Genomic DNA, 14,967 nt, shown 5'->3' with positions numbered 1-14,967 from the left:
GACGGACCGCAGCCCCGAGAGATCACATTTTGGCATCATCGCTGACCACCTTCACCGACGAGGCAAGAATTGCCCTCGATACGCTGTCGGGACGCGCCACCGGGCTTTTTTCTCCCTCGCTGCGGCTGGGTGTGACGGGCCTTTCGCGCGCCGGCAAAACGGTGTTCATCTCCGCGCTGGTCCACAATCTGATCCACGGCGGACGCCTGCCGCTGTTCGAGGCACAGAAATCCGGGCGTATCGCCCGCGCCTTCCTGGAAGAGCAGCCCGACGACGCCGTGCCGCGCTTCCAGTACGAGGATCATATCGCTGCATTGGTCAACGACCGTGCCTGGCCCGATTCCACGCGCGCTATTTCGGAACTGCGGCTGACCATCGAATACGAATCGGCCTCCGGCTGGAGCCGTATGTTCTCATCCGGCAAACTGTCGGTCGACATCGTCGATTATCCCGGCGAATGGCTGCTCGACCTGCCGCTGCTCGGCAAGTCCTTCGCCGATTTTTCACGCGAGGCCGTGGAGATGGCCACTTTGCCGGTGCGCGAGGACCTTTCGCGGGCCTGGCGGGCAATCTCGGCGGAAATCGACCCGAATGCCGACGCCGACGAGATGACCGCCCGCCGCCTCGCCGAAAGCTTCGCCGCCTATCTCAAGGCCTGCAAGCTCGACGAGCGCGCGCTTTCGACCCTGCCGCCCGGCCGTTTCCTGATGCCTGGCGACCTCGAAGGTTCGCCCGCGCTGACCTTCGCACCGCTGGCCGGCCTCGACAGGCGCCAGCGCCCGGGATCGCTGCACGCCATGATGGAGAGGCGCTACGAGGCCTACAAGACGCATGTCGTCAAACCCTTCTTCCGCGAACACATCACCCGCCTCGATCGCCAGATCGTCCTGATCGACGCCATGCAGGCGTTGAACGCCGGCCCCGGCGCCATGGCCGACCTCGAGCGTGCGGTGACCGAGATCCTCGGCTGCTTTCGTCCCGGCCGGGGCAGCTTCCTCACCGACCTCTTTTCGCGGCGCATCGATCGCATCCTGGTCGCCGCGACCAAGGCCGATCACCTGCACCACGAAAGCCATGACCGGTTGCAGGCGATCGTGCGGCGGCTGGCCGACCGCGCCGTGGCGCGAGCGAACTTCACCGGCGCCGACGTCGACGTGGTCGCCATGGCGGCGGTGCGCGCGACCCGCGAAGGCACGGTCAAGCAAGGCCGTGAGGCGTTGCCTGTCATCATCGGCACGCCGATCGCCGGCGAGAAGATCAACGGCGAAACGTTCGATGGAAAGACCGAAACTGCCATATTTCCCGGTGACTTACCGGAGAAGATTGATGCGATGTTCGACGTCTCAGGACCCGACCACAGGCAAGATTCCACGGACCCGGCAATCCGCTTTGTCCGATTCCGCCCGCCAAAACTCGAACGCACGGCCGAAGGTGTCACGCTGTCTCTGCCGCATATCCGGCTCGACCGTGCCTTGCAGTTCCTGATCGGAGACCATCTGGCATGACCGCGCCCCGCAAACCGGCGGCCTTCCGCATCGAGCCGGAGGCCGCGCCGACACAAGAGGCGTCAAAGACGCGGCAGGCCGAGCCCCCGCGCAAACCCCGCGGGCTGAAGACCGATGTCGCGCTGGTCATACCGGCGGAAGTCGACGTCTTCGACGAACCCGACATCGTTGCCGCCGAACCGCCACCGGCGGTCGCCCCCAGGAAACGCTCGTTGTTCGGCGGCATCCTCTTCGGCGCGATCGGCGTGCTGGTTTCGCTGGCTGTCGGCCTGTGGACCGACCAGCTGATTCGCGATCTCTTCGCCCGCGCCGAATGGCTGGGTTGGCTGGCCGCCGGCATGGCAGCGATCGCCATATTGGCGCTTGTGGTGATCATGATTCGCGAATTCCTGGCGATCGCCCGCCTTGCCGAAGTCGAGAAACTGCAAAAACGCGCGCGCGACGCCATCGCGCGCGACGACCCCAAGGCGGCACGATCGGTGGTCGACGAGCTTTCGGCTTTCGTCGCGGCCAAGCCCGAGACCGCGGCCGGCCGGCGCGCCCTGGCCGAACTGCGCGGCGAAATCATCGACGGCGGCAATCTGGTGCGTCTGGCTGAAGCGGAAATCCTCGGCCCCCTCGATGCCAGGGCCAAGGTGATGATTCTCGAAGCCGCCAAACGCGTCTCGCTGGTGACGGCGGTCAGCCCGCGCGCGCTCGTCGATGTCGCCTATGTCGTGTTCGAGGCCGGACGCCTCATTCGCCGTCTCTCGGAACTCTATGGCGGACGCCCGGGAACGCTGGGGTTCTTCCGCCTGGCGCGCAGCGTGCTGGCACATCTGGCGGTCACCGGCTCGATCGCCGTCGGCGACAGTTTCGTCCAGCAGATCGTCGGCCATGGCCTGGCGGCACGGCTTTCGGCCAAGCTTGGCGAGGGCGTCGTCAACGGCATGATGACTGCGCGCATCGGCATCGCGGCGATGGAAACCGCGCGTCCCCTGCCCTTCAGCGCCGCGAAGCGCCCGGGACTGGGCGATTTCCTCTCGGCATTGACATCGTTTGCCGCGAAGAAGGACACCGAAACCACGGGCTCCGGCAAATAGCGTCCTGTTCTTCCTAACGATGAGCGGATTGCCGTTTCGAGGCCCCGCAGTGACGAAGCATTAACCAATCTTCTTCATGGTCGAACCGGTTCCAAACAGCCTCTTTGTTGCCGGGTGTCGTCGATGAAAAGCGTAATTCTGTCCAGCGTCCTGCCCCTGGCCGTTGCGATCACAGCAGTCGTCGGTCTCGCCTCGCAGGCTTCCGCCGCAGAGCCCGACAAGCAGTTCTTCCAGTCGGCCGAAGGCAAATGGGTCGGCCCGGGCGAAATCGTCGCCGGCAAGTACAAGGGCACGAAATTCAACTGCAGCTTCACCGGCTCCACGCCGGACGGCAAGATGGGCATGACTCTGGATGGCGGCTGCCGGGTCGGTATGTTCACCCAGCAGATGTCGGCCAAGATCGAACGCAAGGGCCGCGATTACAAGGGTTCCTTCATGGGGGGCGCTGACGGTGCGGGCCTGGACATCATCGGCGGCAACGTCGTCGATGCCCGCAAGGTGGTCTTCACCATCAACCGCAACCAGCTGCGCGGCGTCATGCAAGCCCGTATTCCCGACGACAATTCGATGACCGTGACGGTTGCCGTGCGGGTCCAGGATCAGCTGGTGCCGGTCATTGGTATGAGCCTGAAGCGCGTCGATGCCGTCGAAGTCGGCTCCATCGCCCCGAACTGAGCGCATTATCGCGCCCTACCCCCAAACACATCCCCAAAAGCAAAGAGGCGGCGGCCCATCGCCACCGCCCCCTTTTGAACCAGTCGAAAGGCGCTTAGCCCTTGATGGCGGCCGTCACCTCGTCATACGCCTTGCAGGCGTCGGCGAGTGTCGTGGTGCCCTGGTACTTGGTTGTCACCGCCTGGACCTTGGCGGTCAGGTCAGCCGCCTTGGACGGATCCTTGGTGATCGCTTCCTGCAGTGCGGCGGCCATATCCTGTGCCTTCTTGGTCGCGATCTCGGCCGTGCATTCCGGCGCCTTCGAACAGGCCGAACCCGCAAGCACCGCCAGGCCGACGGCAACAAGCAAAAACTTCTTCATGTCAGTCATCTCCTCAAAAGGGCGCGACTTGATCGTCGCTCACCCTCCAATGGCCGAAGCCGAGCGTCCTTAGCCTTCGATTGTGGCAACAAGCAACGCGCGCATTGCGTAAACTTGTGTAACGCGTCTGCAATATTATCCGGGCCGGATTCGGGCTGCCCGCGTCAGCGGCGGCAAAGTTCAGCTGCGCGGCTGTAACATCGCCAATACGGCTGTCGATGCTGCAAGGATGGCAGTCACGGTCAAAGGCGCTGTAGGGCCATAGGTGTCGACGACATAGCCGCCGACAACCGCGCCGATGGTGATGGCGACCTGAAAAGAGGCGACCATCAGGCTGCCCGCCGCCTCCAGCGCGTCCGGCGCTGCGCGAGACAGATTTGTCGGCAGCACCACCGGCGCCATGCCGAAGGCGAAGCCCCACAGCGTCGCGAAGCCAAAGGCAACGCCAATGTGCACGCCCCAAAGCACCAATGACAGCGCCGCAAACGCCATCAATGCGGCGGTGACCACGAGAGCCACGTGGATATTGGCGTCGGCCATGCGGCCACCGGCAATATTGCCGATCACCGCGGCGATGCCAAATCCGAGCAAAGCCAGGGCAATTGGCCCGGTTGCAAGGTGCGTCACATGTTCGAGAAAGGGACGCACATAGACCGAGCCGGCAAAATGCCCCGTCATCAGCAAAAGGATGGCAAGCATACCAAGTTGAACGCCACGTCTCCGTGTCAGACGAAGGACGTCTGCAAGACTATTGCTTGCCGTTGCAGGCAAGGACGGCAGGCTAAGCAACTGCAGCAGCATGGCAAGCAAGGCCAACCCCGCTGTCATGGCCATGGCGCTGCGCCAACCCAGCCAGTCGCTGATCAACGCGCCCATCGACGGTGCGGCAATGGTTGCGAGCGAGACGCCGAGGGTGACGATAGCCATGCCCCGCCCAGTCGCATTGGCGCCAACCAGCCTCGCCACCACGGCGACCGAAAGTGCCCAGAAGGCGCTGAGTGCGATCCCCAGTCCGGCCCGACCCAGCAACAATAACCAGAAATCGGTCGCCAGCGCCGCAAGAATGTTGGAACCGACCGCCAAGGCGCTGAGACCAACCAGCACTGCCTTGCGGTTCAATCGGCCGATGAGAACATTGCTCAACATGGCCGTCACGGCGCCGACAGAAGCTGTGGCGGTGACGACCTGTCCGGCTGTTCCTTCACTGATACCGAGATCGCGCGCCAGGGGCGTCAGCAGACCTGCCGGCAGAAATTCGGCTGACACCAGAGCAAAGCTGGTGGCGGCCAATGAAATGACCGCGAACCAGGTGGTTGCGCCCCACCTGGCCGGCGCAGCCGCATCAACGTCTATCGCCGCGTCTTCAAGCTGTAATGTTGTGTCTGTCACGGACGTATCTCCAAAGGTTGGAGATCTTCATAGCTGAGTCCGGTCGGATGAAATGTATCCTAAAATCCGAAATTAATGTCTATTCGTCCGGGAATTGTGCGACGCACAACGCCAGGGGAGACATTGGTGATGCGCTTGAAGGCGCGAGCGAAGGATGCCTCGGAATCATAGCCCAAGCGGGTAGCAACCTCGGCCACCGACAAACCGTTTTGCCCCAACAACTCGCGGGCAAGCTGCATGCGCAAACGGGCGAGATAGTGTGCCGCGCCTTCTCCCAATACAGCGCTGAAGCGCTCGGCGAAAATCGAGCGCGATTGGCCTGCCAGGCTGGCGAGGCTTTCGAGCGTCCAGTTATGGCCGGGGTCTTTGTGCATGGCTGCCAGAGCGCGGCCAATATTGGGGTCGCGGATGGCGGCGAGCCAACCGGTCGTCGAAGCTCCCGTGCAATTGACCCAGCAGCGAATGAGCCGGGCTGTCAGCAAGTCCGCCATACGCGACAAGATGGTGGCGCTGCCCATCTGCGGTTGCGCGGCCTCCGCGGTCATGGCCGCCAGCAAAGGACCAATGACCGGGTCATTGCCGGCCACGTCGCAACCCTTGATGATAGGCGGCATCAGCGTGATCAACGGGTTCAACGCATAGGCGCCCAAGGCCATTGAGCCGCAGAAAAGGGTGCTTGTCGCGCCCGTGCCTTCCCGTACGACTTCGCAGACGTTGCCCCCCAACTTGGTCACCCGGCAATCATCGATCGAGCCGCCTGCAACGTCTGGCGCGCTGGCCAGCCGATGGGTGATGCCTTGTGGCAGCAGCACCAGATCGCCATCGCGCAGCTGCTGCCAGTCTTGCACTTCGGTGTGGATCCAGCATGGACCCTGACCGACAAAGTGAAAACGAAGCAGCGATTGTTGCGGAAATTCTATGCTCCAAGGATGTCGGAGCTCGCAGCGGCCATAATTGACGCCACTCAGGCGAAAGTCTTGTAGGACTTCGCTGAGCGCATCCATCGGAATATGTGGCGCGGGAGACGGCCAGGACGAATGATCAGTCATCACGTCAATATACATACCAATCGTCCGACGGGCAAGCGGAGACCGTTGTTCCACCAGGGGACACGCTTTGTCGGCACCCTACCCGTCCTGGCAGGTTCCCTGGCCTTGCCTCCTGCTCCAACTGCATGCAAGGACTGCTGAAGGACATAGGGACAAGAGGCATGGCAGCGGAAACATCAGGCGGCGATCTCATTCAGGTGGTGGCGCTGCTTGCCGCGGGGGTCGTCGCCGTCCCCATCTTCAAACGCATGGGCCTCGGCTCGATCCTGGGCTATCTGGCGGCCGGCGTGGTGATCGGCCCGTTTGGTCTTCGTATCTTTTCCGAATCGGGAGCCATCCTCCACGTCGCCGAACTCGGCGTCGTCATGTTCCTGTTCATCATCGGGCTGGAAATGCAGCCGTCGCGGCTTTGGGGCCTGCGGCGCGAAATCTTCGGGCTCGGTGCGCTGCAGGTCGGAGTCTGCGCGGTCCTGTTGACCGGCGTGGGAATGGCCGGCGGTTTTCCGGTCTCGCAATCCTTCGTCGCCGGCGCCGGTTTCGTGCTGACCTCGACGGCGATCGTCATGCAGCTTCTCGAGGAACGCGGCGACATCGCCTCGCCGAAAGGCCAACGCATCGTCTCCATCCTGCTGCTGGAAGATCTGGCCATCGTGCCGCTGCTGGCCCTGATCGCGTTCCTGGCGCCGGGCGGCGCCGACACCAGCCTGTCGGAACGGCTGACCGAGGTCGGCATCGGCCTTGCCGCGATCGTCGGACTGGTGCTGGCGGGGCGCTATCTGCTCAACCCGTTCTTCCGCATCCTGGCGGATGCCCGTGCCCGCGAGGTGATGACGGCCGCGGCACTGCTGGTGGTACTTGGATCGGCGCTTGCCATGCAGCTCAGCGGCCTGTCGATGGCGATGGGCGCGTTCCTGGCCGGCGTGCTTCTGTCGGAATCGACCTTCCGCCATCAACTGGAAGCCGACATCGAGCCGTTCCGCGGCATCCTGCTCGGCCTGTTCTTCCTTGCGGTCGGCATGTCGCTCGACCTGCATGTGGTCGCCGCGAACTGGAAGCTGATCGCCATCTATGTCGTCGCCTACATGATCATGAAGGCGCTCGGCATCTACATCGTCGCCCGCATCCTCAAGACCGGCCATCGCGAAGCCTTGGAACGCGCGGTCTTCATGGCGCAAGGCGGCGAATTCGCCTTCGTCCTCTACTCAGCCGCCGCCGCCGTCGGCATCATCGACAACCAGGCCAACGCGATGCTGACGGCGATCGTCATCATCTCCATGGTGCTGACGCCGCTGGCGATCATCGCCTTGCGCTATGTCACCCCGCGCGACGAGCAGTCGCTCGACGGCATCGACGTCGCCGACGGACTGACCGGCAGTGTGCTGATCATCGGTTTCGGCCGCTTCGGCCAGATCGCCAGCCAGCCGCTGCTGCTGCGCGGCATCGATGTGTCGATCATCGACAACGATGTCGAGATGATCCAGGCGGCCGCCGACTTCGGCTTCAAGGTCTATTATGGCGATGGCACCCGGCTGGATATCCTGCACGCGGCCGGCGCCGGCCGGGCGCGCGCCGTGCTGATCTGCGTCGACAAGGCCGATGCGGCCGTTCGCATCGCCCAGTTGATCAAGGCCGAATTTCCGCTGCTCACCGTGCTTGCCCGGGCTTTCGACCGCGGCACCGCGCTGCAGCTCATTCGCGCCGGCGTCGACTATCAGCTGCGCGAGACCTTCGAATCGGCGCTGGTTTTCGGCGGCTCGGCCCTGGAATCGCTTGGCGTTGATCCCGAAGACGTGGCGGAAACGATCGAGGACGTCAGGCGTCGCGACACCGACCGCTTCGAAACCCAGCTCGCCGAAGGCATTCGCGCCGGCCAGCGCTTCCTGCGTGGCAATATCGGCACGCCGATTCCCACACCGCTCTCCACGCCGCGCCGCCCCGGTCAGGCCCTCAACGAGGAGACGGCTGGCGTTCTGCACAAATCCGAAACAGCCGATTGAACCAAGGAATCATGCATGGAATTGGACAGCGGAGCCCTGTCGGTCACCAAATTCTGGCGCGACGCCGGCGAGGATGCTTGGTTCGAGAAGAGCGACGCTTTCGATGCCGATTTCCGCGATCGCTTTCTCGACCTGCACTATGCCGCGGCACGGCGTGAGTGCGACGCCTGGTCGGGCCATGCCGAAGGTTCGCTGGCGCTGATGATCCTGCTCGACCAGTTTCCGCGCAATTGCTTCCGCGGCACCGGCCACATGTATGCCACCGATCCGCTGGCGAAGCACTTTGCCCATAAGGCGGTCGCTGCCGGGCATGACCTGGCGCTGGAACCGGAAGTCCGCGTGTTCCTGTATTTGCCGTTCGAACATGCGGAAAACCTTGCCGACCAGGACATTTCGGTCGAGCTGCACACCGCCAGGGCCGAGTTCAACCTGAAATACGCGCTGGAGCATCGCGACATCATCCGCCGCTTCGGGCGGTTTCCGCATCGCAACAGGATGCTTGGCCGCGAGACGACACCGCAGGAGCAGGCGTTTCTCGACGAAGGCGGATTTTCCGGCTGATAGCTAGGTCAGCCACCAGTCCCGGCCGGACGGCAACCGCTCGATTCCGGCGGCGTCGACAGCGCCGAGCCGTTCCGACACGCTTCTCCCGCCGACGGCAAGATCCGGCGCGATTTCGGCCAGCGGCGCCAGGACGAAAGCGCGCTCCAGCATACGCGGATGAGGCACTTCCAGACCGGTCTCATGGATGACGCGGTCACCGAACACCAGAATGTCGATATCGATCAGGCGCGGCCCCCAGCGCTCCTCGCGCACCCGCTTCAGCTTCCGCTCGGCGTCGAGGCAGAGGTCGAGCAGCGCCCGCGGCGAGAGCCGGGTCGACAGTTCGGCGGCGGCGTTGAGGAAATCCGGCTGATCGAGCTTGCCCCAGGGCGGTGTGCGGTAGAGCGACGAAACGGCGGTGACGCGCGTGCCCGCATCGGCGTCGAGAATGCGCAGCGCCGCCGCCATCGAAGCCGCCGGATCACCCAGATTGCCGCCGAGGCTGAGGAAGACGGTGTTACTCGGGCCAGACAACGGTCACCTCGACATGATCGAGCACGCCAGGCACCGGCGCGTTCGGCTTGCGCACGGTGATTTCGGCCCTCTTGATCTGCGGAAACCGCTCCGTCAGCGCCTTTGCCACTTCCATGGCCAGGGCTTCGATCAGGAAGCGCCGCTTCCCGGTGATGATCTTCTCGATCACCGTGAAGGCAATGCCGTAGTTGACGGTTTCCTCGATCGCGTCGTCGACAAGCGCGCGCCCGGGTTCGACCGACAGCACCGCGTCGACATAGAAACGCTGGCCAAGGGCTTCCTCCTCGTCGAGCACGCCATGCCGTGCAAAGAAGGCGCAGTTCTTCAGGCGGATGACATACATGGCTCAGCGTTCCGATGCGGCGGTTTCAAGCGCCAGCATAGCATCCGCCACGGCCAGCGCGTCCACGTTGATTGCGACATCATGGACGCGAAACAGATGCGCGCCCTTGAGCCTGAGAATGACGCTGGTCGCCGCCGTTCCGGCCGCCCGGTCTGCCGCATCGCGGCCGGTGACGGTGCCGATGAAGCGTTTTCGCGAGGTGCCTGCCATCAGCGGAAAGCCAAGCGCATGGAGCTCGGAAAACCGCGCCATCAGGTCGAGATTTTCCTCAGCCGTCTCCTTGGCGAAGCCGAAACCTGGATCAAGCACGATGCGATCGTCCGCAATGCCGTTACGACGGGCGATCTCCAGGGATTTTTCCAGGAACGCAAACTGGTCCGCGATCACGTCGGTCAGCTTCTCGCGATCCCGCCCGGTATGCATGATGATGAGCCCGGCTCCGGTTTCGGCGGCGACCCGCGCGATGTCGGGCTCGCGCTGCAGGCCCCAGACATCGTTGACGATATGGGCGCCGGCAGCCACGGCCAGCCGCGCTGTGTCTGCGCGATAGGTGTCGACCGAAATCAGCACGTCACCGGCGCGCGCCAGCGCCTCGATCACCGGCAGGACGCGCGCCTGTTCCTCGCTGGCCGAGATGGCGGCGGCACCCGGCCGGGTCGATTCTCCACCGACATCGATGATCCGTGCCCCTTCCTCGATCATCCGGCGCGCCTGGGTCAGCGCCGCTTCGGGCGCAGCGAACAGTCCGCCGTCGGAAAAGCTGTCGGGAGTGACGTTGAGGATGCCGACGACCACGGCCTTGCCGCCAAGGTCGAGATAACGTCCATGCGCCAGCTGCCATCGCCTCGCCGTCATTGCTCATCAACCATGGGCTCATCAACGATGTGTGATCCGCAAAGGATCAATTCCGTTGCGCCGGCAACGGCCGTAACGCAAGGTGGGTAAAGAGGCAATATGATGAAACGATCCCTGCTTTGCGCGCTACTGCTTGCCGTGACCGCTGTTCCGGCGGGCGCGGCCAATCTCCTCAAGACATACAGCTATTTTTCCATTGGCGGCAGCACGCTCGAAGACATCGAGACGCAGCTCTCCAAACATGGGCCGCAGGTCAAAAGCACGGGCTCGCGCCACCCCGGCGCCACCCAGATGGCCTTCACCACCCGGATCAGCTACGCCAGGCAGGCTGGCTCCTGCCGGATCGCCGACGCCGCCGTGACGGTCAAGGTCAAGGTGATCCTTCCGGAATGGCGCCGCCCGCGCAAGGCGGATCCCGACGTGAAGCTGTTCTGGGACACGCTGTCGGCCGACATCAAGCGCCATGAAGAACGCCATGTCGAGATCGCCAAGAACTATGGCCGCGAGCTGGAAAACGCGCTGAAGGCGACCTACCCGCGGACGGATTGCGCTGCGGCCAAGGCCAAGGCGGCCGAGATCACCGCCGCCATTCTCGCCAGGCACGACCGCGCCCAGGTGCAGTTCGATCGCGTCGAGAGCGTCAATTTCGAAAGCCGTATCCTGCGGCTCATGCGCTACCGCATCCAGCGCATCGAGAACGGCCGGCTGCCACCTGGCTGAATTTCATCGGCGCACTCGATGGCGCCGGTGCAAGCCAACCGGGCCGAAGCATAGTGCCAGCGTCGGAAAACTTTCGAACGGCGGTCGAAATCGGCCTAAACGGAACGACATATCACGGGTTGGCAAGTACAATCCTCAAGGCACGAGCACCACGACCGATCGCGCGGCGAACGCGTCAGGCAAGCCCAATCGTCGACCCGGATCGCGCGCAAAACACATGGACAAGACTATGGACCAGGCTGTCGACAAGCAGACCGTACCGGCTGCCGCCACACCGCTGACCGAAAGCGAGAAGAACGCCATCATCGGCGGCGTCCTTCTGTCCATGCTGCTGGCGGCGCTCGACCAGACCATCATCGCACCCGCCATGCCGACCATCGCGCGAGCGCTCGGCCACGCCGAATATCTGCCCTGGATGGTCACCGGCTATCTCCTGACCGCCACCGCCGTGGCACCGCTCTACGGCAAGATTTCCGACGTCTATGGCCGCCGCCCGACCGTCTACGCGGCGATCCTCATCTTCCTCGCCGGATCACTGGTCAGCGCCATGGCCCCCAACATGTTCGTGCTGGTGATCGGGCGCGCGATCCAGGGTGCCGGCGGCGGCGGCCTGTTTGCGCTGGCGCAAACCGTCATCGGCGACCTCGTGCCGCCGCGCGAACGCGCACGCTATGCGGCCTGGGTGTCAGGCACCTGGGCCGTCGCCAGCATTGCCGGGCCACTGCTGGGCGGCACCTTTGCCGAGCATCTGCACTGGTCGCTGATCTTCTGGATCAACATTCCGCTTGGGCTTTTGGCCATGGCGATCATCAACAAGCCGCTGAAGAAGCTGCCGATCGCAGCCAAACATCACCGCATCGACGGGTTGGGCGCCGTGCTTCTGGTTATCGCCACGGCCCTTCTGCTTCTGGCGCTCAACTGGGGTGGCAGCACCTATCCCTGGTTTTCCCACGAAATCCTCGGGCTGGTGGCCGGTTCGGCCGTGTTCTGGGCCCTGTTCGCACTGAGACTGATGAGGGCCGCCGAACCGCTGATCTCGCTTGAAGTGCTGGGCAATCCGATCGTGCTCGCCGGTGCGCTGTCGATGTTCCTGCTGCAGGCGGCCAATATCGGCGCTTCGGTCTACTTGCCGGTCTATCTGCAAACCGTCATCGGGCTTTCCGTCAGCGAATCGGGAATGGCCATGCTCGGCCTTTTGCTCGGCACGGTCGCCGGTGCCGCCACAAGCGGCCGCCTGATCCCCCGCTTCGTGCACTACAAGCGCATCGCCATGATCGGCATCGCCTTGGCCATTGTCAGCATTGGCGTGCTCAGCGCCATTGCTGGACACGCCTCGCTGCTCGAGGTCGAGATCCTGACAACCCTGATCGGCCTGGGCAGCGGAACGACATTCCCGGTCGCGACCGTCTCTGTCCAGAACGCCGTCGATCGAACCCATCTCGGGGTTGCGACAGGCGTGCTGACCTTCCTGCGCACGCTGGGTGGCGCGCTGGGCGTCGCCCTGCTCGGCGCGGTCGCGCTCGGCTATGGCCTGCCGCTCACCGCCGAGGGTTCGCAGACACATGTCCAGCTGGCATCAGCCTTGCCGTTCGTGATGATCTTCATCACCGCCGGCATCACCCTGGTGCTGGCGCTCGTCGCCATGATGCTGATGCCGGAAAAGGCGCTGCGCGGACGCGACGAAGCGGTTGCGCCCGTCCTCGCGGAATAGGAGCGGTCTTTACTCCACCACGCCGAGCTTCTTCTGCAGGCTGGTCGACGAGGTCGTGTATTGGAACACGATCCGCTCGCCGGGGCTGACGATGCGCTTGGCCGCCTGCGCCATCAGCGCCACTTCATGGAAGCCCGACAGGATCAGCTTCAGCTTTCCCGGATACGAGTTGATGTCGCCCACCGCGAAAATGCCGGGCACCGATGTCTGAAATCTCTCGGTGTCGACCGGAATCAGGTTCTCGTGGAGATTGAGCCCCCATTCCGCGATCGGCCCGAGCTTCATCGTCAGGCCAAAGAAGGGCAGCATGCGTGTGCATGGCACTTCGATATCGCCTTCCGGACCACCCTTGATGGTGGCCGATGACAGCTGGCCGTCGGCGCCGGTCAGGCCGGTCACCTGGCCGACCTTGAACGCAAGCTGCTTCATCTCTTGCATGGCATACATTTTGTTGACGCTGTCGGGCGCCGCGCGGAATTCAGGGCGCCGGTGGACCAGCGTCACGCTTTTTGCCACCGGCTGCAGGTTCAGTGTCCAGTCGAGCGCCGAGTCGCCGCCGCCGACAATGACAAGGTCGTGGCCGCGAAAATCCTCCATCCGGCGCACCGAATAGAAGACGCTCTTGCCTTCATAGGGCTCGATGCCCGGGATCGGGGGGCGTTTGGGTTGAAACGAGCCGCCGCCGGCGGCGATCACCACCACCTTGGCCTCGAACACCTCGTTCTCGTCGGTGGTGACGCGAAAGCTGCCATCCTCCAGTTTCTGGAGGCTGGAGACCATGCGGTTGTAGGTGAAGTCAGGCTTGAACGGATGGATCTGCTCGAGCAGCTTGTCGACCAGCCCTTGCGCCGAAATCGAGGGCCAGCCGGGAATGTCGTAGATCGGCTTTTCCGGATAGAGTTCCGCGCATTGGCCGCCGGGTTTGTCGAGGATATCGATCAGGTGGCATTTCATGTCGAACAGGCCGAGCTCGAACACGGCGAAAAGGCCGACAGGCCCTGCCCCGACAATGAGAACATCCGTCTTGATTGTTTCGGTCATGCGATGTGGTCCCCTTGGGAATGGGGCGAGACTGCATGAGCCGTGGCCTGCTGCCAAGCAGCCAATGTCAAAGAAATTGGAACGTCGCCGAAGGCATATTGAGATTCAGGTCAGGCCGAGCCGGAGTCGAAGACGGCGCGAAGCGACCAAACAGGGTTGATACCGAGAACCGGAGCGCAACGTACTTTTCATATGCGAGTACCGGCCTACCCGGGCCATAGCCCTAGCTGCCACGATCCCTCGTCAAGTGCTTCGGCCGGCGAAGGCCGGAGGAAGCCGCCGTTTGCAGGCCGGCATCACCCGAATATCAACACGCCCTAGCCCTGGCGCTCCGGCACCCGCACCACCAGGCCGTCAAGCGCGTCGCGTACCTTGATCTGGCAGGACAGACGCGAGTTCGGCTGGACGTCGTAGGCGAAGTCCAGCATGTCCTCTTCCATCGCTTCCGGCTCGCCCACTTCCGCCGTCCAGGCCTCGTCGACATAGACATGGCAGGTGGCGCAGGCGCAGGCGCCACCGCACTCCGCCTCGATCCCCGGCACGGCGTTGCGGATGGCGTTTTCCATGACCGTCGAGCCGTTTTCGGCGTCCACGTCGAATTGTGTGCCGTCATGGGCGATGAAGGTCAACTTGGTCATTTGTCACCTGAAGGGAGTTTCCGCCGAGATAATCACTCCGGCAGACAAGTCAACTGCCGTGCGAAAGCGCCGCTCGGTGACGTTTTTCCACAAACCGGGTCAGCGATTGATGGCGGCGATGAAATCGCGCACTTCGTCGATCAGTTTGCCGAGCCGCTTGAGGGTCTGGCCGTCTTCCGGCTGCCGCTCGATCTCAGTGGCACAATCGGCGATGGCGAAGGCGCCAACGCCGCGAGCAGACCCTTTCAACCCATGCGCAAGCAGAAGCCGGTCCTTGAGATCGGCATCGACAATTTTGTCGCGTACCGACAGCGCCTGCTGTACAAACAGCGCCAGCACCTCTTGCTCGAGGGCGCGGTCGCCCATCGTTTGCCGGGCAAGGTGTGCCAAATCGACTGGTCGGGACTGCCTGGTTCCCGAGACGTCGCCTCCGGGCATTGAAAAGGCAATGCCGCTTTCGCCACGCATGAACTCGAACTCCGTTTTCTTCGGCCGCCTGAAAAACTAGGCGAATCCAATGGACA

16 protein-coding genes are annotated in these 14,967 nt (G+C 63.5%); 7 read left to right on the top strand and 9 right to left on the bottom strand.

The features are described from left to right. The first annotated feature begins 29 nt into the window (after nucleotides 1-29). The 3 genes from CK227_RS31230 (at nucleotide 30) to CK227_RS31220 (ending at nucleotide 3,262) form a co-directional block, all read left to right on the top strand. Nucleotides 30-1,505: a YcjX family protein gene (locus tag CK227_RS31230; protein ID WP_095775367.1), complete on the top strand. Its 1,476-nt coding sequence runs from the start codon at nucleotides 30-32 to the stop codon at nucleotides 1,503-1,505. After that, the gene (locus CK227_RS31225) at nucleotides 1,502-2,587 is read left to right on the top strand and encodes a YcjF family protein (RefSeq protein ID WP_095775366.1); all 1,086 of its coding nucleotides are present in this window, start codon (nucleotides 1,502-1,504) and stop codon (nucleotides 2,585-2,587) included. The genes CK227_RS31230 and CK227_RS31225 overlap by 4 nt, the downstream gene beginning before the upstream one ends. A gap of 123 nt (nucleotides 2,588-2,710) precedes the next feature. Further along, nucleotides 2,711-3,262 carry a hypothetical protein gene (locus tag CK227_RS31220; protein ID WP_095775365.1) on the top strand — a complete coding sequence of 184 codons (552 nt, stop codon included), beginning with the start codon at nucleotides 2,711-2,713 and terminating at the stop codon, nucleotides 3,260-3,262. A 94-nt stretch (nucleotides 3,263-3,356) separates the two neighbouring features. Here the strand turns inward: CK227_RS31220 and CK227_RS31215 are convergent, their stop codons facing one another. The 3 genes from CK227_RS31215 to CK227_RS31205 form a co-directional block, all read right to left on the bottom strand. Further along, nucleotides 3,357-3,623 (bottom strand): hypothetical protein, encoded by a 267-nt coding sequence (locus CK227_RS31215; RefSeq protein WP_019858327.1) that lies wholly within the window; start codon nucleotides 3,621-3,623, stop codon nucleotides 3,357-3,359. 180 nt (nucleotides 3,624-3,803) lie between these two features. After that, entirely contained in the window at nucleotides 3,804-5,012 is a 1,209-nt protein-coding gene (locus tag CK227_RS31210; protein ID WP_095775364.1) for an MFS transporter, read from the bottom strand. Nucleotides 5,013-5,071: 59 nt separating this feature from the next. Further along, nucleotides 5,072-6,061 carry an AraC family transcriptional regulator gene (locus tag CK227_RS31205; RefSeq protein WP_179296548.1) on the bottom strand — a complete coding sequence of 330 codons (990 nt, stop codon included), beginning with the start codon at nucleotides 6,059-6,061 and terminating at the stop codon, nucleotides 5,072-5,074. A gap of 161 nt (nucleotides 6,062-6,222) precedes the next feature. Between CK227_RS31205 and CK227_RS31200 the strand changes: the two genes are divergently transcribed. Both CK227_RS31200 and CK227_RS31195 read left to right on the top strand, forming a co-directional pair. Beyond that, complete coding sequence (locus tag CK227_RS31200; RefSeq protein WP_095775362.1) at nucleotides 6,223-8,058, top strand: monovalent cation:proton antiporter-2 (CPA2) family protein; 1,836 nt, start codon at nucleotides 6,223-6,225, stop codon at nucleotides 8,056-8,058. Nucleotides 8,059-8,073: 15 nt separating this feature from the next. After that, complete coding sequence (locus tag CK227_RS31195; RefSeq protein ID WP_095775361.1) at nucleotides 8,074-8,619, top strand: DUF924 family protein; 546 nt, start codon at nucleotides 8,074-8,076, stop codon at nucleotides 8,617-8,619. A 3-nt stretch (nucleotides 8,620-8,622) separates the two neighbouring features. Here the strand turns inward: CK227_RS31195 and folK are convergent, their stop codons facing one another. From folK to folP, 3 genes are read right to left on the bottom strand one after another with little or no spacing between them, the layout of a single operon-like run. Beyond that, nucleotides 8,623-9,135: a 2-amino-4-hydroxy-6-hydroxymethyldihydropteridine diphosphokinase gene (gene folK, locus CK227_RS31190; RefSeq protein WP_095775360.1), complete on the bottom strand. Its 513-nt coding sequence runs from the start codon at nucleotides 9,133-9,135 to the stop codon at nucleotides 8,623-8,625. Beyond that, nucleotides 9,119-9,478, bottom strand: a complete 360-nt coding sequence (gene folB, locus CK227_RS31185; RefSeq protein ID WP_095775359.1) for a dihydroneopterin aldolase — start codon at nucleotides 9,476-9,478, stop codon at nucleotides 9,119-9,121. Before folB ends, folK begins: the two co-directional genes overlap by 17 nt. Before the next feature lie 3 nt (nucleotides 9,479-9,481). Next, complete coding sequence (gene folP, locus CK227_RS31180; protein WP_095775358.1) at nucleotides 9,482-10,333, bottom strand: dihydropteroate synthase; 852 nt, start codon at nucleotides 10,331-10,333, stop codon at nucleotides 9,482-9,484. A gap of 99 nt (nucleotides 10,334-10,432) precedes the next feature. Here folP and CK227_RS31175 point away from each other — a divergent pair, with 99 nt between their 5' ends. Then, the gene (locus CK227_RS31175; RefSeq protein WP_095775357.1) at nucleotides 10,433-11,053 is read left to right on the top strand and encodes a DUF922 domain-containing Zn-dependent protease; all 621 of its coding nucleotides are present in this window, start codon (nucleotides 10,433-10,435) and stop codon (nucleotides 11,051-11,053) included. 217 nt (nucleotides 11,054-11,270) lie between these two features. Next, complete coding sequence (locus tag CK227_RS31170) at nucleotides 11,271-12,764, top strand: MDR family MFS transporter (protein WP_245318321.1); 1,494 nt, start codon at nucleotides 11,271-11,273, stop codon at nucleotides 12,762-12,764. A 9-nt stretch (nucleotides 12,765-12,773) separates the two neighbouring features. Here the strand turns inward: CK227_RS31170 and CK227_RS31165 are convergent, their stop codons facing one another. The 3 genes from CK227_RS31165 to CK227_RS31155 form a co-directional block, all read right to left on the bottom strand. Further along, nucleotides 12,774-13,805 carry an NAD(P)/FAD-dependent oxidoreductase gene (locus CK227_RS31165; protein ID WP_095775356.1) on the bottom strand — a complete coding sequence of 344 codons (1,032 nt, stop codon included), beginning with the start codon at nucleotides 13,803-13,805 and terminating at the stop codon, nucleotides 12,774-12,776. A 317-nt stretch (nucleotides 13,806-14,122) separates the two neighbouring features. Further along, complete coding sequence (locus CK227_RS31160; protein ID WP_010909663.1) at nucleotides 14,123-14,443, bottom strand: 2Fe-2S iron-sulfur cluster-binding protein; 321 nt, start codon at nucleotides 14,441-14,443, stop codon at nucleotides 14,123-14,125. A gap of 99 nt (nucleotides 14,444-14,542) precedes the next feature. Beyond that, a complete protein-coding gene (locus CK227_RS31155) occupies nucleotides 14,543-14,911 on the bottom strand; it encodes an Hpt domain-containing protein (RefSeq protein WP_032930394.1) in 369 nt (122 codons plus the stop codon). Between the last annotated feature and the right edge of the window lie 56 nt (nucleotides 14,912-14,967).

Source organism: Mesorhizobium sp. WSM4308, from assembly GCF_002294905.1.
Lineage (GTDB): Bacteria > Pseudomonadota > Alphaproteobacteria > Rhizobiales > Rhizobiaceae > Mesorhizobium.
This window is presented reverse-complemented; position numbering and strand designations above follow the sequence as displayed.